Annotated in this window: 13 protein-coding genes; 11 read left to right on the forward strand and 2 right to left on the reverse strand. The window is 48.1% G+C overall.

Translation table 11 applies throughout. From position 1 onward, the window contains the following. Positions 1-414: 414 nt before the first annotated feature. The 5 genes from NK638_RS05975 to NK638_RS05995 all read left to right on the forward strand — a co-directional run bounded on the left by NK638_RS05975 (position 415) and on the right by NK638_RS05995 (position 7,605). Positions 415-1,968: a carbon-nitrogen hydrolase family protein gene (locus tag NK638_RS05975; RefSeq protein ID WP_342454252.1), complete on the forward strand. Its 1,554-nt coding sequence runs from the start codon at positions 415-417 to the stop codon at positions 1,966-1,968. 251 nt (positions 1,969-2,219) lie between these two features. Continuing rightward, a complete protein-coding gene (locus NK638_RS05980; RefSeq protein WP_274632302.1) occupies positions 2,220-2,771 on the forward strand; it encodes a protein disulfide oxidoreductase in 552 nt (183 codons plus the stop codon). A gap of 409 nt (positions 2,772-3,180) precedes the next feature. Further along, positions 3,181-6,042: an isoleucine--tRNA ligase gene (gene ileS, locus NK638_RS05985; RefSeq protein WP_274632303.1), complete on the forward strand. Its 2,862-nt coding sequence runs from the start codon at positions 3,181-3,183 to the stop codon at positions 6,040-6,042. Continuing rightward, the gene (gene lspA / locus NK638_RS05990; protein WP_274632304.1) at positions 6,035-6,673 is read left to right on the forward strand and encodes a signal peptidase II; all 639 of its coding nucleotides are present in this window, start codon (positions 6,035-6,037) and stop codon (positions 6,671-6,673) included. The genes ileS and lspA overlap by 8 nt, the downstream gene beginning before the upstream one ends. Positions 6,674-6,963: 290 nt before the next feature. Then, positions 6,964-7,605, forward strand: coding sequence for an O-acetyl-ADP-ribose deacetylase (locus tag NK638_RS05995; protein ID WP_274632305.1), 642 nt, complete (start codon positions 6,964-6,966; stop codon positions 7,603-7,605). Between the two features lie 9 nt (positions 7,606-7,614). On the opposite strand, the gene NK638_RS06000 is transcribed toward NK638_RS05995, so the two are convergent. Continuing rightward, complete coding sequence (locus tag NK638_RS06000; protein ID WP_105244834.1) at positions 7,615-8,286, reverse strand: DUF1294 domain-containing protein; 672 nt, start codon at positions 8,284-8,286, stop codon at positions 7,615-7,617. 124 nt (positions 8,287-8,410) lie between these two features. Here NK638_RS06000 and fkpB point away from each other — a divergent pair, with 124 nt between their 5' ends. Together fkpB and NK638_RS06010 are read left to right on the forward strand one after the other, a co-directional pair. Then, the gene (gene fkpB, locus NK638_RS06005) at positions 8,411-8,908 is read left to right on the forward strand and encodes an FKBP-type peptidyl-prolyl cis-trans isomerase (RefSeq protein ID WP_075102068.1); all 498 of its coding nucleotides are present in this window, start codon (positions 8,411-8,413) and stop codon (positions 8,906-8,908) included. Positions 8,909-8,978: 70 nt separating this feature from the next. Next, the gene (locus tag NK638_RS06010; RefSeq protein ID WP_274632306.1) at positions 8,979-10,019 is read left to right on the forward strand and encodes an aldo/keto reductase; all 1,041 of its coding nucleotides are present in this window, start codon (positions 8,979-8,981) and stop codon (positions 10,017-10,019) included. A gap of 120 nt (positions 10,020-10,139) precedes the next feature. Here the strand turns inward: NK638_RS06010 and NK638_RS06015 are convergent, their stop codons facing one another. Next, positions 10,140-10,940 (reverse strand): lysophospholipid acyltransferase family protein, encoded by an 801-nt coding sequence (locus tag NK638_RS06015; RefSeq protein ID WP_105244832.1) that lies wholly within the window; start codon positions 10,938-10,940, stop codon positions 10,140-10,142. A gap of 333 nt (positions 10,941-11,273) precedes the next feature. Between NK638_RS06015 and hflX the strand changes: the two genes are divergently transcribed. The 4 genes from hflX to NK638_RS06035 all read left to right on the forward strand — a co-directional run bounded on the left by hflX (position 11,274) and on the right by NK638_RS06035 (position 15,690). Further along, positions 11,274-12,716 (forward strand): ribosome rescue GTPase HflX, encoded by a 1,443-nt coding sequence (gene hflX / locus NK638_RS06020; protein ID WP_274632307.1) that lies wholly within the window; start codon positions 11,274-11,276, stop codon positions 12,714-12,716. Between the two features lie 530 nt (positions 12,717-13,246). Continuing rightward, positions 13,247-13,693, forward strand: a complete 447-nt coding sequence (locus NK638_RS06025; protein WP_274632308.1) for a CidA/LrgA family protein — start codon at positions 13,247-13,249, stop codon at positions 13,691-13,693. Between the two features lie 37 nt (positions 13,694-13,730). Beyond that, entirely contained in the window at positions 13,731-14,420 is a 690-nt protein-coding gene (locus NK638_RS06030; RefSeq protein ID WP_274632309.1) for an LrgB family protein, read from the forward strand. A gap of 442 nt (positions 14,421-14,862) precedes the next feature. Beyond that, positions 14,863-15,690, forward strand: a complete 828-nt coding sequence (locus NK638_RS06035) for a lytic transglycosylase domain-containing protein (RefSeq protein ID WP_274632310.1) — start codon at positions 14,863-14,865, stop codon at positions 15,688-15,690. Positions 15,691-15,713 lie beyond the last annotated feature (23 nt).

The raw sequence follows: 15,713 nt of genomic DNA on the forward strand, positions 1-15,713 counted from the left end.
CATCAAAGCCGGCTCACAAAAACGTAGCAAATAGTTACCACGTTAGACTGTCATTGCCCATGTGACTTGCTATCATAACCAGCAATATAGCCTTTGTGACGATGAAAACGCACCGCGATATCTACAACACTACTGACAAATTCAGCAGGACAGATGAAAGAGTATAATCGCATCCAAATAAATCAGATATATAGATATTAGTCGCTCAATGAAGCGTTGTATCATTTTTATATCAGATGGACTATATCATTCTAACCCATTGTAAACATAGCAATAAACGATTGTAACGACAATATTCTCTATATGGAAATATTTTTATTGCTTTTGTTACACGAAAAGTTTTTATAAAAACAGCAGATAGGAACCTTATGAGCAAGATTGAAAAAACACGACTACCCCCAGTTAAAAGCCTTGATGGATCGCGTCTACGCCAACCTAGGCGGCGCATGGTCAAAAAACACCATTCATACGCTCATAGACGCCTTTCCTGAAGGGCAGATTGCGCTGTTTGACCATGATCAGCTGATCGGCATCGTGCTGTCGATGCGCGTTGACTATGCCAAGTTTTCTAACCCCCATACCTATGACGATTTGATCGGACAAAAAGAGATCATCAAAGACAATCCAGAAGGCGATGCTATTTATGGTTTGGACGCGCTGATCGACCCTGACTATCGCGGGTATCGCCTCGGACGCCGGCTGTATGATGCGCGCAAAGAGCTGTGCCGTCAGCTCAACTTCCGCGCGATTTTGGCGGGTGGCCGCATTCCCAACTATCATAATCATCAAGACTTGAGCCCAGGCGAATATATTGATGCTGTCGAGTCTCGTGAGATTCACGACCCTGCGCTATCATTTCAGCTGTCCAATGGCTTTATCGTCAAGCGTATCTTGACCGCTTACCTACCAGATGACAAACAATCTAAAGGGTTTGCCACCTTGCTTGAGTGGTCAAATATCTATTATGAGCCAAAAGACTATAAGCCCAACACGCGTAAATCTGAGGTGCGTATCGGTGGTATTCAGTGGCAGATGCGTGAGGTCGAGTCGCCAGAAGAACTGCTCCAGCAAGTGGAGTTCTTTGTCGATGTGATGGCCGATTATAACTCTGACTTTGCTTGTCTACCTGAGTTCTTTAACGCGCCGCTGATGGGCTTGTGCGAGTCTACTGACCAAAACATCGCCATTCGCTTTTTGGCCGATTACACCGAGTGGTTTAAAAATGAAATTTCGCATTTGGCCGTCAGTTACAACGTCAATGTCATTACAGGCTCTATGCCTTTATTAGACGAAGACGATACCTTGTACAATGTCAGCTATCTGTGCCGCCGTGACGGGACGGTAGAAGAACAGCGCAAAATTCATATCACCCCGCATGAGCGTAGCGCTTGGGTGATTGAAGGTGGCGATAAAGTACAGGTCTTTGACACCGATGCGGGGCGTATTGGTATTTTAGTCTGTTATGACGTTGAGTTCCCTGAACTTGCACGCCTGTTAGCACTTGATGATATGGATATTTTGTTCGTGCCTTTCTGGACAGATACCAAAAACGGCTATTTGCGTGTACGCCATTGTGCCCAAGCACGTGCGATTGAAAACGAATGCTACGTGATGATCTGCGGCTCTGTTGGCAACTTGCCACAAGTCGAAAGCTTAGATATTCAGTACGCCCAGTCGTCTATTTTTTCACCGTCAGATTTTGCATTTCCACATGATGCCATTATGGCAGAAACCACGCCCAATACCGAGATGATTTTCTTCTCTGATGTCAACTTAGATAAGCTGACTCACGTTCGTCACGAAGGCTCGGTACATAACTTGATTGACCGCCGCGATGACTTGTTTAGCTTAAAATGGAAGAAAAAGTCGAAAGTACCAGCCAGTAAGCTCAGCACAAGCGAGCGCCGAGAAAACACAGGCAGCGTGCTGACCGGCGACCCACTACAAGACCGCGCACAAAAACCTTAAGCGCTTATCGTCACTCCGACATAAAATCGGTACAGCAATAGCGATGGACGATATTTTGACAGTGTTCTAAAGAATTGGTGTTGTAAAGCATTTAGGAATCATACGGCTGAGCATGCAGCCGTTTATTTTTATCTAGGGCATGTCCTCATTTTAAAAATGGTGATAAAAATGAGGACATAGCCTAGCACACGCGATAACAAACAGCGACCAGACACTTTTTGATACCATGACAAGCATAAAAAGCAGCCCTTATGACAACTGATACTGATACCACAGCGGCAAAGCCTAAAAAGACGCCACAGCAAAAAGCGCTGTCGCTTATCAAGACGATACTGATATATGGCTTGATGTTTGCCGTCATTTATACCGCGGTTAATTGGTGGCGTCAGCCAGTCATGCCTGCCAACCCGCAATTGCAGCTCACCGATTACCAAGGACAAAGCATTGACTTGGCGGCGCTCAGTAACGATAAGCCCGCGCTGGTGTACTTTTGGGGAACGTGGTGCCCTGTTTGCCGTGTGACCTCGCCGACCATAGACACGCTCGCGGCAGCCAATGACTACCCGGTGGTGACCATTGCGATCCAGTCAGGCTCTGATCAAACGCTGCATAGCTACCTGAGCGAACACAACTACCGCTTTACCACCATCAACGATCAAGAAGGCGAGATATTTGCTGACTGGCAAGGACAAGTAACGCCCTCTTATGTCATCTTAAAAAAGGGTGAAATGGCGCAAGGTCTAACGGGCATCCAGCCATTGTGGTCACTAAAACTACGCTTATGGCTGTCATCGGTTTTTTAGTTCTTGTTTTTTTAGCCTTGTTCTTTTTTAGTCTTGGTTTGATGGTATAAACTATTGGTTTTGGCTAAAAACAGGACGATACCGGCCAGCTCTTTTTACCCCACTGGTTTTGTCATATAATAGCTGTCATTATTATCGCCACTTTTCTTATTATTTTGATATCGGTATATGGCATTGCAATCATCTCATTAGTATTTATGATGTAGGCAGACGCTTTTATCTGCTTGTGACGACATAAAGTGATTGTAGTTGGAAGCCGCTATATTACTAACTAGCGCCGCAGCCAAATACCAGTATTAATAGTGACACAGTAAGCGTAGCGTTCACGTAACATCCGCACGCTATTTTAGATCAGCATGTACTCGGCTCTTTCTCCCATCTCTAACCATCATTTTATAAGATACCTTTTATGACTGACAAAAGCACCGACACCCCAAGCCACGATTATAAAGATACATTAAACCTCGCCGACACCCCGTTTGCCATGCGTGCAAACCTCGCCAAACGTGAGCCTGACTGGCTAGCGGCGTGGGAAGCAGATGATGTCTATGGCAAAATTCGTCAGGCGCGCACAGGTGCGCCAAAGTATATTTTGCATGATGGCCCTCCTTATGCCAACGGTCAGATTCACTTAGGTCATGCGGTCAATAAGGTTTTAAAAGATATCATCGTTAAGTCAAAAACGCTGTCGGGGTTTGATGCGCCTTATGTTCCTGGTTGGGATTGTCATGGCCTACCTATCGAACAAAAAGTCGAAGCCAAGGTCGGCAAAGTCGGTCAAAAAGTCTCGGCCACTGAGTTTCGTGGTCTGTGCCGCGAGTATGCCCGTACCCAGATCGAGCTACAAAAAGCCGACTTTAAACGTCTGGGCGTGTTTGGTGATTGGGACAACCCCTATCTCACCATGAACTTTGCGCAGGAAGCCAATATCGTCCGTGCACTTGCAAAAATCTATGATAATGGTCACGTCACTCGCGGTATGAAGCCTGTGAACTGGTGCTTGGACTGTAGCTCTGCCCTCGCCGAAGCCGAAGTAGAATACCAAGACAAAGTCTCTGACGCCATTTATGTCAGCTTTGATATAGTGGATACCGATAAGGTAGAGGCGCTAAATGGCATCGACGGCAGTATTGCTGCCATCATTTGGACGACGACGCCATGGACGCTGCCTGCCAACCAAGCCATTGCCGTGCATCCTGAGCACGACTATAGCGTGGTGGCAACAGACAAAGGCCATTTTTTATTGGCGACAGACTTGATCGAAACTGCGCTGACCGAGCTAAAGCTTGACCACAAAGGTATCTTGGCGACCGTATCAGGACGCAAGCTTGAAGGTCTGCACGCCCAGCACCCCTTGATTGAAGGGCGTCAAGTGCCGCTTATCCTAGGCGATCACGTCACCACCGATAGCGGTACAGGCCTCGTCCATACCGCGCCGGGTCATGGTCTTGACGATTATATTGTCGGTCTAAAATACAACCTACCTGTAGAAAACCCTGTGGGCGGTACGGGTGTGTATTTAGACAGCGCTGCGGTATTTGCCGGAGAGCATATCTATAAAGCCAACCCAAAAATCATCGCCACCTTGCACGAAAACGGCCACCTCGTCAGCCATACCAAAATCGAGCACAGCTACCCGCATTGCTGGCGTCACAAGTCGCCGATTATTTTCCGCGCCACCCCGCAGTGGTTTATCAATATGGAAGCCAAAGGCTTACGCGAGCGAGCGCTTGCTGATATTCCAACGGTCAAATGGACGCCCGCTTGGGGACAAAACCGCATCGAGGCGATGATGACTGACCGTCCTGACTGGTGTATCTCACGCCAGCGTACTTGGGGCGTGCCAATCACTTTCTTTACGCATAAACAAACCGGTGAGCTACATCCAAACACGCTGGAGCTGATGGAAGCGGCGGCACAAAAAATCGCTGATGGCGGCGTGGAAGCGTGGTTTGATGCCAGCTGTGAGGACTTTTTGGGTGATGAGGCTGCTGACTATGACAAAGCGACCGACACGCTAGACGTGTGGTTTGACTCAGGAACCACGCATTTTGCTGTACTTGAGCAGCGCGATGAGCTGACCAACCCAGCGGATATGTACTTAGAGGGTTCAGATCAGCATCGCGGCTGGTTCCAGACTTCCTTGCTGACCTCAGAGGCGATGTACGAGCGTCCACCATTTAAGCAAGTATTGACCCATGGTTTTGTGGTAGATGAAAACGGTCGCAAGATGAGTAAGTCGCTTGGCAACATCATCACCCCGCAAGACGAGATCAACAAAACGGGCGCGGACATGCTGCGCTTATGGATTGCCTCGAGTGATTATCGTTATGAGATGAGCGCGGGTAAGACCGTGTTTAAGGGCGCGATCGACATGTATCGTCGTATCCGTAACACCTTGCGCTTTTTGCTTGCCAATACTGATGACTTTGATCCAGCGACCAACAGCGTGGCGATGGATGAGCTGGTCAGCCTTGATAAATTCATCATTGAGCGCGCGCAAACCGTGCAAGCACAAATCATCAGCGCTTATGATGCGATGGACTTTCACCAAGTCACCCAGCACGTCACCGCGTTTTGCTCGCAAGACTTGGGCAGCTTTTATTTAGATATCATCAAAGATCGCCAGTACACCACTCAGACTGATGGACAGCCGCGCCGCTCTGCTCAGACGGCGATTTATCATATCGCTCATGCGCTGATTCGCTGGATCACGCCTATTTTGTCTTTTACGGCCCAAGAAGCGTGGGAAGTACTAGAAGGCAAAAACGGACAAGACGCAGGTTATGTGTTTACCCAAGAATGGTACACCTTCCCAGCATTTGAGCTGAGCGCCATCACAAGCGACGACTGGCAACGCATCATGCAGGCGAAAGACATCGTCAACAAACATATCGAAACAGCGCGTGGCGAAAAAATCATCAATGCCAACTTATCAGCGGGCGTCGATCTGTATGCCAGCGGCGCGATGCAAGAGAGCTTGGCCAAGCTTGGCGAAGAGCTACGTTTTGTCTTGATTACCAGTAGCGCGACCCTGCAGCCGATGAGTGAGGCCCCTGCTCAGAGCGCGGATACTGGCTCAGTACCAGCAGAGAGCCATGCCGATGAGTCAAGCGACTTGCAGGTCAAAGTGAGTGCAGCCACAGGTACCAAGTGCGTACGCTGCTGGCATATCCGTGACGACATCGGCGTCGATCGCACCCATCCTGAGCTATGCGCGCGCTGCGTGACCAACGTGAGCGGTACAGGCGAGGTGCGCCACTATGCCTAATTCTGCGCCTAACCCGTCAGATTCACCTCACAAGTCGCCGCAGGTTGAGGCCGACGGCTCCCCCAAGCCTGCACATGCAACCACTGGCAGCTCATCGACGCCTAGAGGTCGCCTAATTAAGACCCCTAAGATGGTCGCCAATGGCAGTCGCGCCTTTATGTGGTATGCGTTATCGCTGGTGGTGATCATCATCGACCAGTGGAGCAAATGGCTGGCTGAGACCACGCTCAATTTTCTTGAGCCTGTGCCAGTGTTAGAGCCGTTTCTCAACTGGACACTGGCTTACAACTATGGCGCCGCGTTTAGCTTTTTGGCCGATGCAGGCGGCTGGCAAAAGTGGTTTTTTGCGGGACTGGCGCTGGTGATGTCGCTGTTTTTGATCGGCTATCTAATCAAAGCACCACGGCAAGCCAAGCTGCTATCGACAGGCCTTGCGCTGGTGCTTGGCGGTGCCATTGGCAACCTGATTGATCGCTTGCTACATGGTCATGTGATTGACTTTATTCATGTGCATTATGCTGATGTGTGGCATTATCCGATTTTTAATATTGCCGATATTGCTATCTGTATCGGCGTCATGTTCATCGTCATCGACATGCTGTTTTTGGAAGGTAAACGCAGCCCTAAATAATATAACATTAGGGCGTGCTCTCATTTTAAAAATGGTGATAAAAATGAGATAAATGGCCGCAAAACATTGCAATCAAACAACGAAAATAGCGCAGATAGTATCGAAATATTAGTCAGCTATTTTTAACGCATCTAGATGACTATCGACTAGAGTGAGGACACCTCCTAAAAACAACAGGGTTATCAATAGGCTACCAAATGGTGGCCTATTTTTTTTTGTGTTTTTGTAGATTGAAACTATTGATATTTATCGCTAAAGTACCATACGATCACTATAAAAAGGATGTAGCCATGCCTAAAAATCAAGTGACGAACAATCAAACGACGAATAGCAAAATAACGCCTATTGCTCAAAAGCAGCTGTCAGTGTCTAATGACTATAATGGTAACAGCAGTGGTACTCACAGCGTGACCCTATCAGTGTTACAGACGGATATCACCACGTTGCATGTCGATGCCATTGTCAATGCGGCTAACAAAAGCTTGCTCGGTGGCGGCGGTGTCGATGGTGCGATTCATCGAGTAGCAGGGCCTAAACTGCTTGAGTATTGCCGTACATTAAATGGCTGCCAAACTGGTGATGCCAAAATCAGCCCAGCATTTGATTTGCCTTGTCAGTACGTGATTCATACGGTAGGCCCTATCTGGCATGGCGATCGTAGTAATGAGCAAGCACTACTGGCCAGCTGTTATCAAAAGTCTTTAGATTTGGCAGCGCAACACGGTCTCAGCAGTATTGCCTTCCCTTCTATTAGTACCGGCGTCTACGGCTACCCCATTGATAAGGCAGCTAAGGTTGCAATCGATACAGTCACAGCATATGTGCAAAACGGCTTAGAACAAATGGATGGTTTTTCCGTTCACGACGTGATTTTTTGCTGTTTTTCTGCCTCAGATGCCGCTGTGTATAAGCAAATACTGGCGCAGATTTAATGTAACGCTTTATCCTAATTCGCTTAAAAGCGCTAGCCCGCCGCCCATGATGACAAAGAGTAATCCTGCTAAGTTGATAATAACCGTTAAATAATAAACGATACGAAACTCAGGCTTTTGTGATTTGTGGCGCAAATACGTCTGTGCTACCAACGCGCCGACCCAGCCGCCAAGTGCGCTCAGCACGTGCAAGGTTGACTCAGGTGTACGCCAGTCACCATTTTGAGCAGCAGCTTTGTCTTTGGCATAAGTAATATAAGTGACGATGCCTAGCACAGCGTACCATGCAACCACCAGCCAGCTGAGCTTTTGAGTTGCCGCCAATAAAATTAAAACCCCATAAAAACCAATACCAAGAAACAAGCGTTTCTTTTGCCCTGCTGCAAATTCTGCTTGGGCATTACGTTTGCGATTACGCTGACGGATTTGGCGATTTTTTTCTGCCATTTTTTGTTGGACAAAGCTCAGCTCTTGGACTTGTCTGGCTTGCAGGCGACCTTGGCTATCTTGTCCGACATCAAAGACCACCGCTTCACCAACCTCAGGACGGCGCTGCGCTCTAAACTCACTAATGTGAAAAAACAGCGATGCCCCGCTTGATGTTTCAATAAAACCAAAGCCTTTGTCGTCTTGCCATTTATGCACGTGTCCCTGTTGTTTGCTGGGTGCTTGACTTGCCATAATTCTGCCCTATTTAAGATATGGCAGATATATTACACCATTTGCGTTACACTATTTGCGCTTACACACCCAGCAAAATGACTTATCATTTCTCTATTATATTTACGACAACTGGCTTTTGATTATGACTGAATCACAATTTATCAACCCCAACGAAGACACGCGCATCACCTTTGGTAGCCTTGTTAGCCTACACTTTGAAGTTTCATTAGAAAACGGCACGGTGATTGACTCCACCTTTGGCCGTGAGGCACCAGTGACGCTGACGGTCGGCGATGAAAGCTTGTTGCCAGGGTTTGAGCAAGTACTTATGAATCTACGCGCAGGCGACACGCGCACAGCTCACCTTGAGCCAGAGCAGGCATTTGGTGAGTGGAACCCTGACAACGTTCAACACTTTAGCCGTCCGCAGTTTGCTCTTATCGCCGATCATCCAGAAGTCGGCATGATGGTTGAGTTTGAGGATAAAGGCAAAAATACCTTACCCGGTATTATTAGCGCGATTAATGAGGATGAGATTGAGGTCGATTTTAACCATCCGCTGGCCGGCCAATCGGTATTGTTTAAGGTCAAAGTCTTTAAAGTAACCCCGCCTGGGGTGACCGGCATCCAAATCATGTAATGCCCTGACAACGCTCAATACTCAATACTCAATGCTCAACCCTAAAATCAAAGTCCACAAGGAGACTGACATGCAATATACAACGTTGCCGCAACTCGATGAGCAGGTTTCTAAAATCTGTCTGGGCACTATGACATGGGCGCAGCAAAACACCGAGGCTGAGGCACACGCCCAGATGGATATAGCACTCTCTGAGGGCGTCAACTTTTGGGATACAGCAGAGATGTATCCATCACCACCAGATAAAGACAAGCAAGGCGATACCGAGCGTTATATCGGTACTTGGTTTGCCAAGACCCAGCAGCGTGACAAGGTCATTTTGGCCAGTAAAATGTCACCCCTGAGCTTTTTGCGTGACGGTAAAACGCGCTTTAATGCTGAGCAAATTAGCAGAGCTATCGATAGTAACCTTGAGCGTCTACAAACCGATTATATCGATATTTATCAGCTGCATTGGCCTGAGCGACAAGCTAACTTCTTTGGGCAGCGCGGCTATGACAGCGAGATGTCAGCGCAATCGCTTGATGACTTAACGCCATTTTTGGAGACCATCCAAGCGCTGAATAATGAGATTAAAAAAGGCCGTATTCGTGCTTATGGGCTGTCGAATGATACCGCGTGGGGACTGATGCGCTATCTGTGGGAAGCGGACAAAAACGATCTAATCGCGCCGCTAACGGTGCAAAACCCGTATAGCCTCCTCAACCGTCTCTATGAGGTCGGCATGGCGGAGATTGCCCATCGTGAAAACGTCGGCTTGCTTGCTTACTCGCCGCTTGGGTTTGGCGTACTATCAGGTAAGTACTTGGACGGCAAACGCCCAGCTGGCGCGCGCCTGACCATGTATGATAGATTCCAAAGATATATTAATGAGCAAGCGCTAGCAGCCACTGAGCAATACGCTAAGATTGCCAGCGATGCCGGACTAGATATGGCGCAGATGGCGCTGGCCTTTGTCAATTCACGCCCCTTTGTCACAAGCAACATCATTGGCGCGACCACACTTACGCAGTTAAAATCCAATATCGATAGCATTGATCTGACACTCACTGACGATGTATTGGAGGCCATTGAAGCAGTGCACACGCGCCAGCCCAATCCGTCACCTTAATAAGCGGCGCCCAATGTGTCACTGACAAAACACGAAAAAAGACGCCAATCGCGGTAAATATTGCTACGATGGCGCCTTTTTTATTCAGCGACTTTTCATTTGACTGTACAGCTCAGCTGATTATTGACTAGGCGGCACACTCAGTACCCGCGCATGCAGATCGGCCAATCCTTCTTGCATTTTTCTTTGCAGCAAGTCGGTCAATTCGCTTTTGCTATAGCCTTTAGGGTCTATCGGCTCTAATGGTAGCACATAGGCCGTCACATCCTTACTATCTAGCACCTTTTTTAAGCTCTCTTTCATGGTAATCTTGCCATAATACGGCAAAGCCTCACTGAGCGCTCCGTCTTTGTCGACATAAGCGATAAGGATCGGTCGTATAGGGACATCTGCGTCTATCGCAGCTTGTAGCAGGGTACCATGGATACGCTTGACCTTTTTGCCATCAGTAGTAGTCGCTTCAGGGAAGAAGATAACCGAAAACCCTTTGGTCAAAAACTCAGCAATCTGCGTGGCCACTGAGCCTGCATCACCGGAGCCGCGCTCAATAAAGAGCGTGCCGGCAGCATGCGCTAATTTACCAAACACAGGCCACTCACCAATCTCCGCCTTGGATAAGAAAAACGCGGGGCTTACCGTTCCCACGACAGGGATATCCATCCATGACACATGATTGGACACCCACAGACCATGATGCTGCTGTACTGGCTCGACCTCGATGACTTTGACACCAAAAGAGCCTGCCATCTTACGACAAAACGCCTGAATATAACGGGGTAGCTTTTCGCGTGGCGGCTGCTTAAAGGCACCAAGACGCTGAGCGGCTCGCAGTCCACCGACCATCGTTGTGGTCATACCAGCGATTTGCTTGCCGCGTCCTAGCTGTTGTCTGAGTGAAAATTTTGACTTAGCTTGGCTCATCTTCGCCCTCATGATTAAATAACTGCTGTTTATATCAACAAAAAAACGAGCTAAGTATAGCAAAGTTATGCGCCTCAGTGATAGCCTGTTCACTGAGTCAGTGCCTAGTTTTATACAAACGTGCAATAAAGCCGCTTATAAACGCGCGAACTTACCAGCCGTCCTCCGCGCTAGGAAACACCAACCTGTGTAACATAAATCTATCGCTAATTGTGCCGTTACGCTTTAATATCAACAGATAAGACCACATATAAAAGGTCATATGAACGCCGCCTCGATAGTTGACAGACAAATGGCAGCGATTTATTTACTTTATTAAATAGGTGATATTCTTTGGATTATTTTGAAAGACATGAAGGTGGCGAGCGTGCCATCATTGTACATTTAGATATTCGGCAAATCCAAGACCCTGACGATCTTAGCGAGTTTGAGCTACTGGCAGACTCAGCAGGCGCCGATCGTTTGGCATTGGTGACAGGCTCACGTTTAAAGCCTGATGCCAAGTTTTTTGTGGGTAGCGGCAAAGCAGAAGAGATTGCAGAGCTAGTGCGTGAGCACGACGCCGATATTGTTCTTTTTAATCACAGCTTATCGCCCTCACAAGAGCGTAATATCGAGTCGGTGGTCAAATGCCGCGTGCTGGATCGCACCGGACTGATTTTGGATATTTTTGCTCAGCGCGCCCGCACTTATGAGGGTAAGCTACAAGTGGAGCTGGCGCAGCTCAACCACTTATCGACACGGCTGGTACGTGGTTGGACGCATTTGGAACGACAAAAAGGCGGTATCGGTCTGCGCGGGCCGGGTGAGACCCAGCTTGAGACCGATCGCCGCTTACTACAAACGCGAGTCAACCAGCTCAAATCTAAGCTTGAAAAAGTTCGGCAAACCCGCGCACAAGGCCGCGCCCGTCGACAAAAATCTGACGTACCGACCATCTCGCTAGTCGGCTATACCAACGCTGGTAAATCGACACTGTTTAACCGCTTGGTCGACGAAAACATCTATGCCGCCGACCAGCTGTTTGCTACCCTCGACCCGACGCTACGTCGCCTTGACTGGCAAGGCGTGGGACGTGTGGTACTGGTCGATACTGTCGGTTTTGTGCGTCATTTGCCGCACGAGCTGGTCGAGTCGTTTCACGCGACACTAGAAGAGACGCTAGAGGCGGACTTGCTACTACACGTCATCGACTCCTCTAGCGAAGACATGCACGAGCAAATCGAAGCGGTAAAAAATGTGTTGGCCGAAATTGATAACGACGTACCCGTGCTCAATGTGTATAACAAAATTGATATCACAGGCGAGCCTGCTCATATTGGTTATGCCAGCGAAGGCCAGCCAAACCGCGTCTACGTCTCATCAAAAGAAAACCTCGGAATAGAAGCGCTGTCGCTTGCCGTACAGCAGTTGCTTACTGGCGCACTGACCACCTTTGATTTGACATTGCCTTATGGTGCAGGTCAATTTAAAAACACCTTGTACGAGCTAGGCGTCATCTTAGAAGAAAGCTACGATGACACAGGCCACGAGTGCCTAACCATTCGCTTGCCAAGCGATCGGCTCAAACAGCTGCTTGGACAAGCCAATCTCGATCCTGTAGATGTCCTACCACTGGCGCAAGCGACGCTACTGATGCCGACGCTTGAGGAGTTTGAAAAGCCAGATGAGAACGTAGAGCCTACCTTGACTGCGGCCGAAGAAAAAGCCTTTTATGAGTTTGAGACAAACACAGCACAGTCCTCGCCTCAAAAAAGCCGCCTACCTGACTCATAACTTATAAGAGCAGGCGGCGGGCGGGCGGCTCAGCTTTTATTTGCAAGCCGCTTTGATATACCTACAGACAACGCCCTACACACAGACGGTATCGCTGATATCGTCTGTTTTTTATTGCCTCGCTTAAAGCCGTCTCTCTCAGAGCCACCTTCCCTAATACCATAAGACAAAATAGCGCGATGATACTAGGGCGGTTATACCTATAATCAGGTCAATAAAAAAGGATACAACGAGACTGAAATAAATTTTTCGTAGCATCTGTCGGCGTAAGCACAGCACGCAAAAAAGTTTGTACCAGTCTAGCGAATGTATGCAGTGTATCTCTTTATCTTATCTCTCTTTATCTCTCTTTTATTTAGTCACGACGATAGGCTTTATTAGTTACGTGATTCTCTATATAATCGCCTATACGATATGCCATATACAAAATACCATAACGACACAATGTACTTATAAGGGTGCAGCTGCCATAGCCATGCGCCAACCGTTATCGCTGCGCCTACCCATCTCCGATTTGGCCAAAACTGCTTATGAAGTCCACTCACTCCTCCAACCTACCGCTATGGCTGGCGCTGATATTAACATTAGCGATGGTTATTTTTGTCCGTGAAACAGCGGTGCTGGTCTGTCAATGGGCGGGTATCGAAAAAGCGGCCAATATCGTCGGTTTGGTGGCGATGTTTGTGGTGTTGATGGCGTGGCGTTTGCTAAAAGCCCTACCTATCTGGCTCACTCAAGCCAGCAATACGTTATTGGTTGATAGCGGCTTTGCTTTTTTGCCCGTTTCTGCTGGTGCAGGTTTATTGTTATTTGCCTTAGGAGACGAGCTGTGGGGCGTGATGCTGACGATGCTGATCAGCACCTTAATACCGCTTTGGGGATTAGCATTGCTGGCCAACCGCTGGCTCAATCAAGACACTGATACTGAGTCTGATGGTGACTCGCAAGCTGGCAACACCGGCAGCACCAGCAAGTAATAAAAGCAGCGCTCAGCTGAATAAACAAGGCAGACTTATGACTTTTGATAGCGTATTGACAGCAACCCTTGCGGCGATATTATTGACCTTGGTCGCCCATGTCATTGCCCGTATCTTAGCGCGTAAGCTATCGTGGCTACCGATGGTCATCACGGCCTTAGCGCTGGTTTTGCTGTTTTTGTTTGTGCTGCAGTGGGACTACAATCACTACTATAGCGCCGCAAAGCCTGTGTTTGACCATCTCTTAGGATACGTCACGGTTTTATTGGCAGTGCCACTCGCCGCCATGAACTTTAAAGGCTTACCTGTCAAAAAACTCACCCTTATCGTCATGATTGCAAGCGTGGTAGGTGCTTTGCTGCCAATGTCGCTCGCCTATCTGCTGTCACTCAGTCACGAGACGATACTGGCATTTGCCACCCGCTCAGTCACCACTCCTATCGGTCTTAGTGTGGCGGATTTGATCAAAGCGCCGCTGGCGATGGCCAACCTTATCATCATTGTCTCAGGTCTCGTTGGGGGTACTTTGGCGCGCTTTTTATTTGGCCGTGTCGATGATGACCGTGCCAAAGGCTTAGCACTTGGTTTGGCCGCTCACGCTTTTGGTACAGTCGAAGCGTGGCAGATCAGTCATACCGCCGGACGCTATGCAGCCTTTGGACTGGCAGTCAATGGGCTGGTGACCGCGATTTGGGTACCGATATTTGTTAGTGCCGTTGCGTTATAGCTACTCCCTGACCTCTCATCAATTAAAGACAAGCTCAAAGCATTAGCCGCTCTTATCCTCTTGCTCTTATTACACCACTCCTACACTCTTATCATAGCCACTTACTACCACCATAAGCCCTTGCGGCAGCTGAGCTGACACTGACATGCGTACACTGCAAATGATAGCTTATTGATTTATTTCGTATTATTTACAAAATAATGCTCACTTTTTCTTATTATTTTGACAATCCCATGCGTCAAAAAGTTATTATATGTTATAGTAAACAACTATTATTTTTTGTATCTATTGCAAATGATCTTAACAAAACATGAAGACGTCAGGGTTGTTGCTAGGTAGCTGGCGACAAAATACGGCAGATAAAATAAGCACTTGCCTTTATAAGCTGGCCGACTCATCAGCGACAGTCATTTGCGACTACTCGATAAAAAGTGATATCTCTATGATAAATACGACTACCATCAAGACTCGCTGTTTGTCTCCGTTTTTCTTAAATGCCATCACTAGTATTGCCAGTATCCTTGCTATCTCCAGCCTGAGTGTGAGTGCTCATGCAGGCAATATGTATATCTACAAAGACCAAGGCGGTCAGGTGCTCTTGACCAACGTTAGCCCCAGTGGCAACTTTGATAAGTTCACCAAAAAAGTCAAAGTCACTTACTATAAAGACTCTAAGATGTATGACGGCAGCAGCAACGGCTATGGCAGCAGTCCGGCGAGTAGTAGTGCCAGTCGTAACGCCTATGATAGCTATATTCGCGCCTCCGCGGCACGTCATGGCGTCGATCCTGCCTTGATGAAAGCCATGATGCATACTGAGTCAGCTTTTAATCCAAATGCTCGCTCACCAGTCGGCGCTCAAGGGCTGATGCAGCTAATGCCTGCTACCGCACGGCGATTTAATGTGGGCAATCCTTGGAACCCTGCCGACAACATCGAAGGCTCAGCCAAATACATCGCCTGGCTGATGCGCCGTTTTAATAACAACGTCGAGCACGCTGTGGCAGGCTATAACGCAGGCGAGGGCAATGTCGATAAATACGGCGGCATCCCGCCTTTTAAAGAGACGCGCAACTATGTCAAAAGAGTGATGAGCCGCTATCATAGCTTATACAAAAATGACGCCGGTCTGTCTGGCGCCAGTATCAATGCCAGCAACCAAGTCAATATGAACAGTACAAACAATGGGCTACAAAACGTCAGCTATGGCACGAGCAGTAATAGCAACAGCCCAAGTTATATCAAATCTGCCTACGAGGCCTTACGCTAGTAAGTCCATAAAGTTGGTCAAGC

This window comes from Psychrobacter sp. A3, assembly GCF_028823565.1.
GTDB lineage: Bacteria > Pseudomonadota > Gammaproteobacteria > Pseudomonadales > Moraxellaceae > Psychrobacter > Psychrobacter celer.

Bases quoted from the DNA above. Each gene is read 5' to 3' on its own strand.
- NK638_RS05975 (WP_342454252.1), top strand. From the start codon at position 415: ATGGATCGCGTCTACGCCAACCTAGGCGGCGCATGGTCAAAAAACACC.
- NK638_RS05980 (WP_274632302.1), top strand. From the start codon at position 2,220: ATGACAACTGATACTGATACCACAGCGGCAAAGCCTAAAAAGACGCCA.
- ileS (WP_274632303.1), top strand. From the start codon at position 3,181: ATGACTGACAAAAGCACCGACACCCCAAGCCACGATTATAAAGATACA.
- lspA (WP_274632304.1), top strand. From the start codon at position 6,035: ATGCCTAATTCTGCGCCTAACCCGTCAGATTCACCTCACAAGTCGCCG.
- NK638_RS05995 (WP_274632305.1), top strand. From the start codon at position 6,964: ATGCCTAAAAATCAAGTGACGAACAATCAAACGACGAATAGCAAAATA.
- NK638_RS06000 (WP_105244834.1), bottom strand. From the start codon at position 8,286: ATGGCAAGTCAAGCACCCAGCAAACAACAGGGACACGTGCATAAATGG.
- fkpB (WP_075102068.1), top strand. From the start codon at position 8,411: ATGACTGAATCACAATTTATCAACCCCAACGAAGACACGCGCATCACC.
- NK638_RS06010 (WP_274632306.1), top strand. From the start codon at position 8,979: ATGCAATATACAACGTTGCCGCAACTCGATGAGCAGGTTTCTAAAATC.
- NK638_RS06015 (WP_105244832.1), bottom strand. From the start codon at position 10,940: ATGAGCCAAGCTAAGTCAAAATTTTCACTCAGACAACAGCTAGGACGC.
- NK638_RS06025 (WP_274632308.1), top strand. From the start codon at position 13,247: ATGAAGTCCACTCACTCCTCCAACCTACCGCTATGGCTGGCGCTGATA.
- NK638_RS06030 (WP_274632309.1), top strand. From the start codon at position 13,731: ATGACTTTTGATAGCGTATTGACAGCAACCCTTGCGGCGATATTATTG.
- NK638_RS06035 (WP_274632310.1), top strand. From the start codon at position 14,863: ATGATAAATACGACTACCATCAAGACTCGCTGTTTGTCTCCGTTTTTC.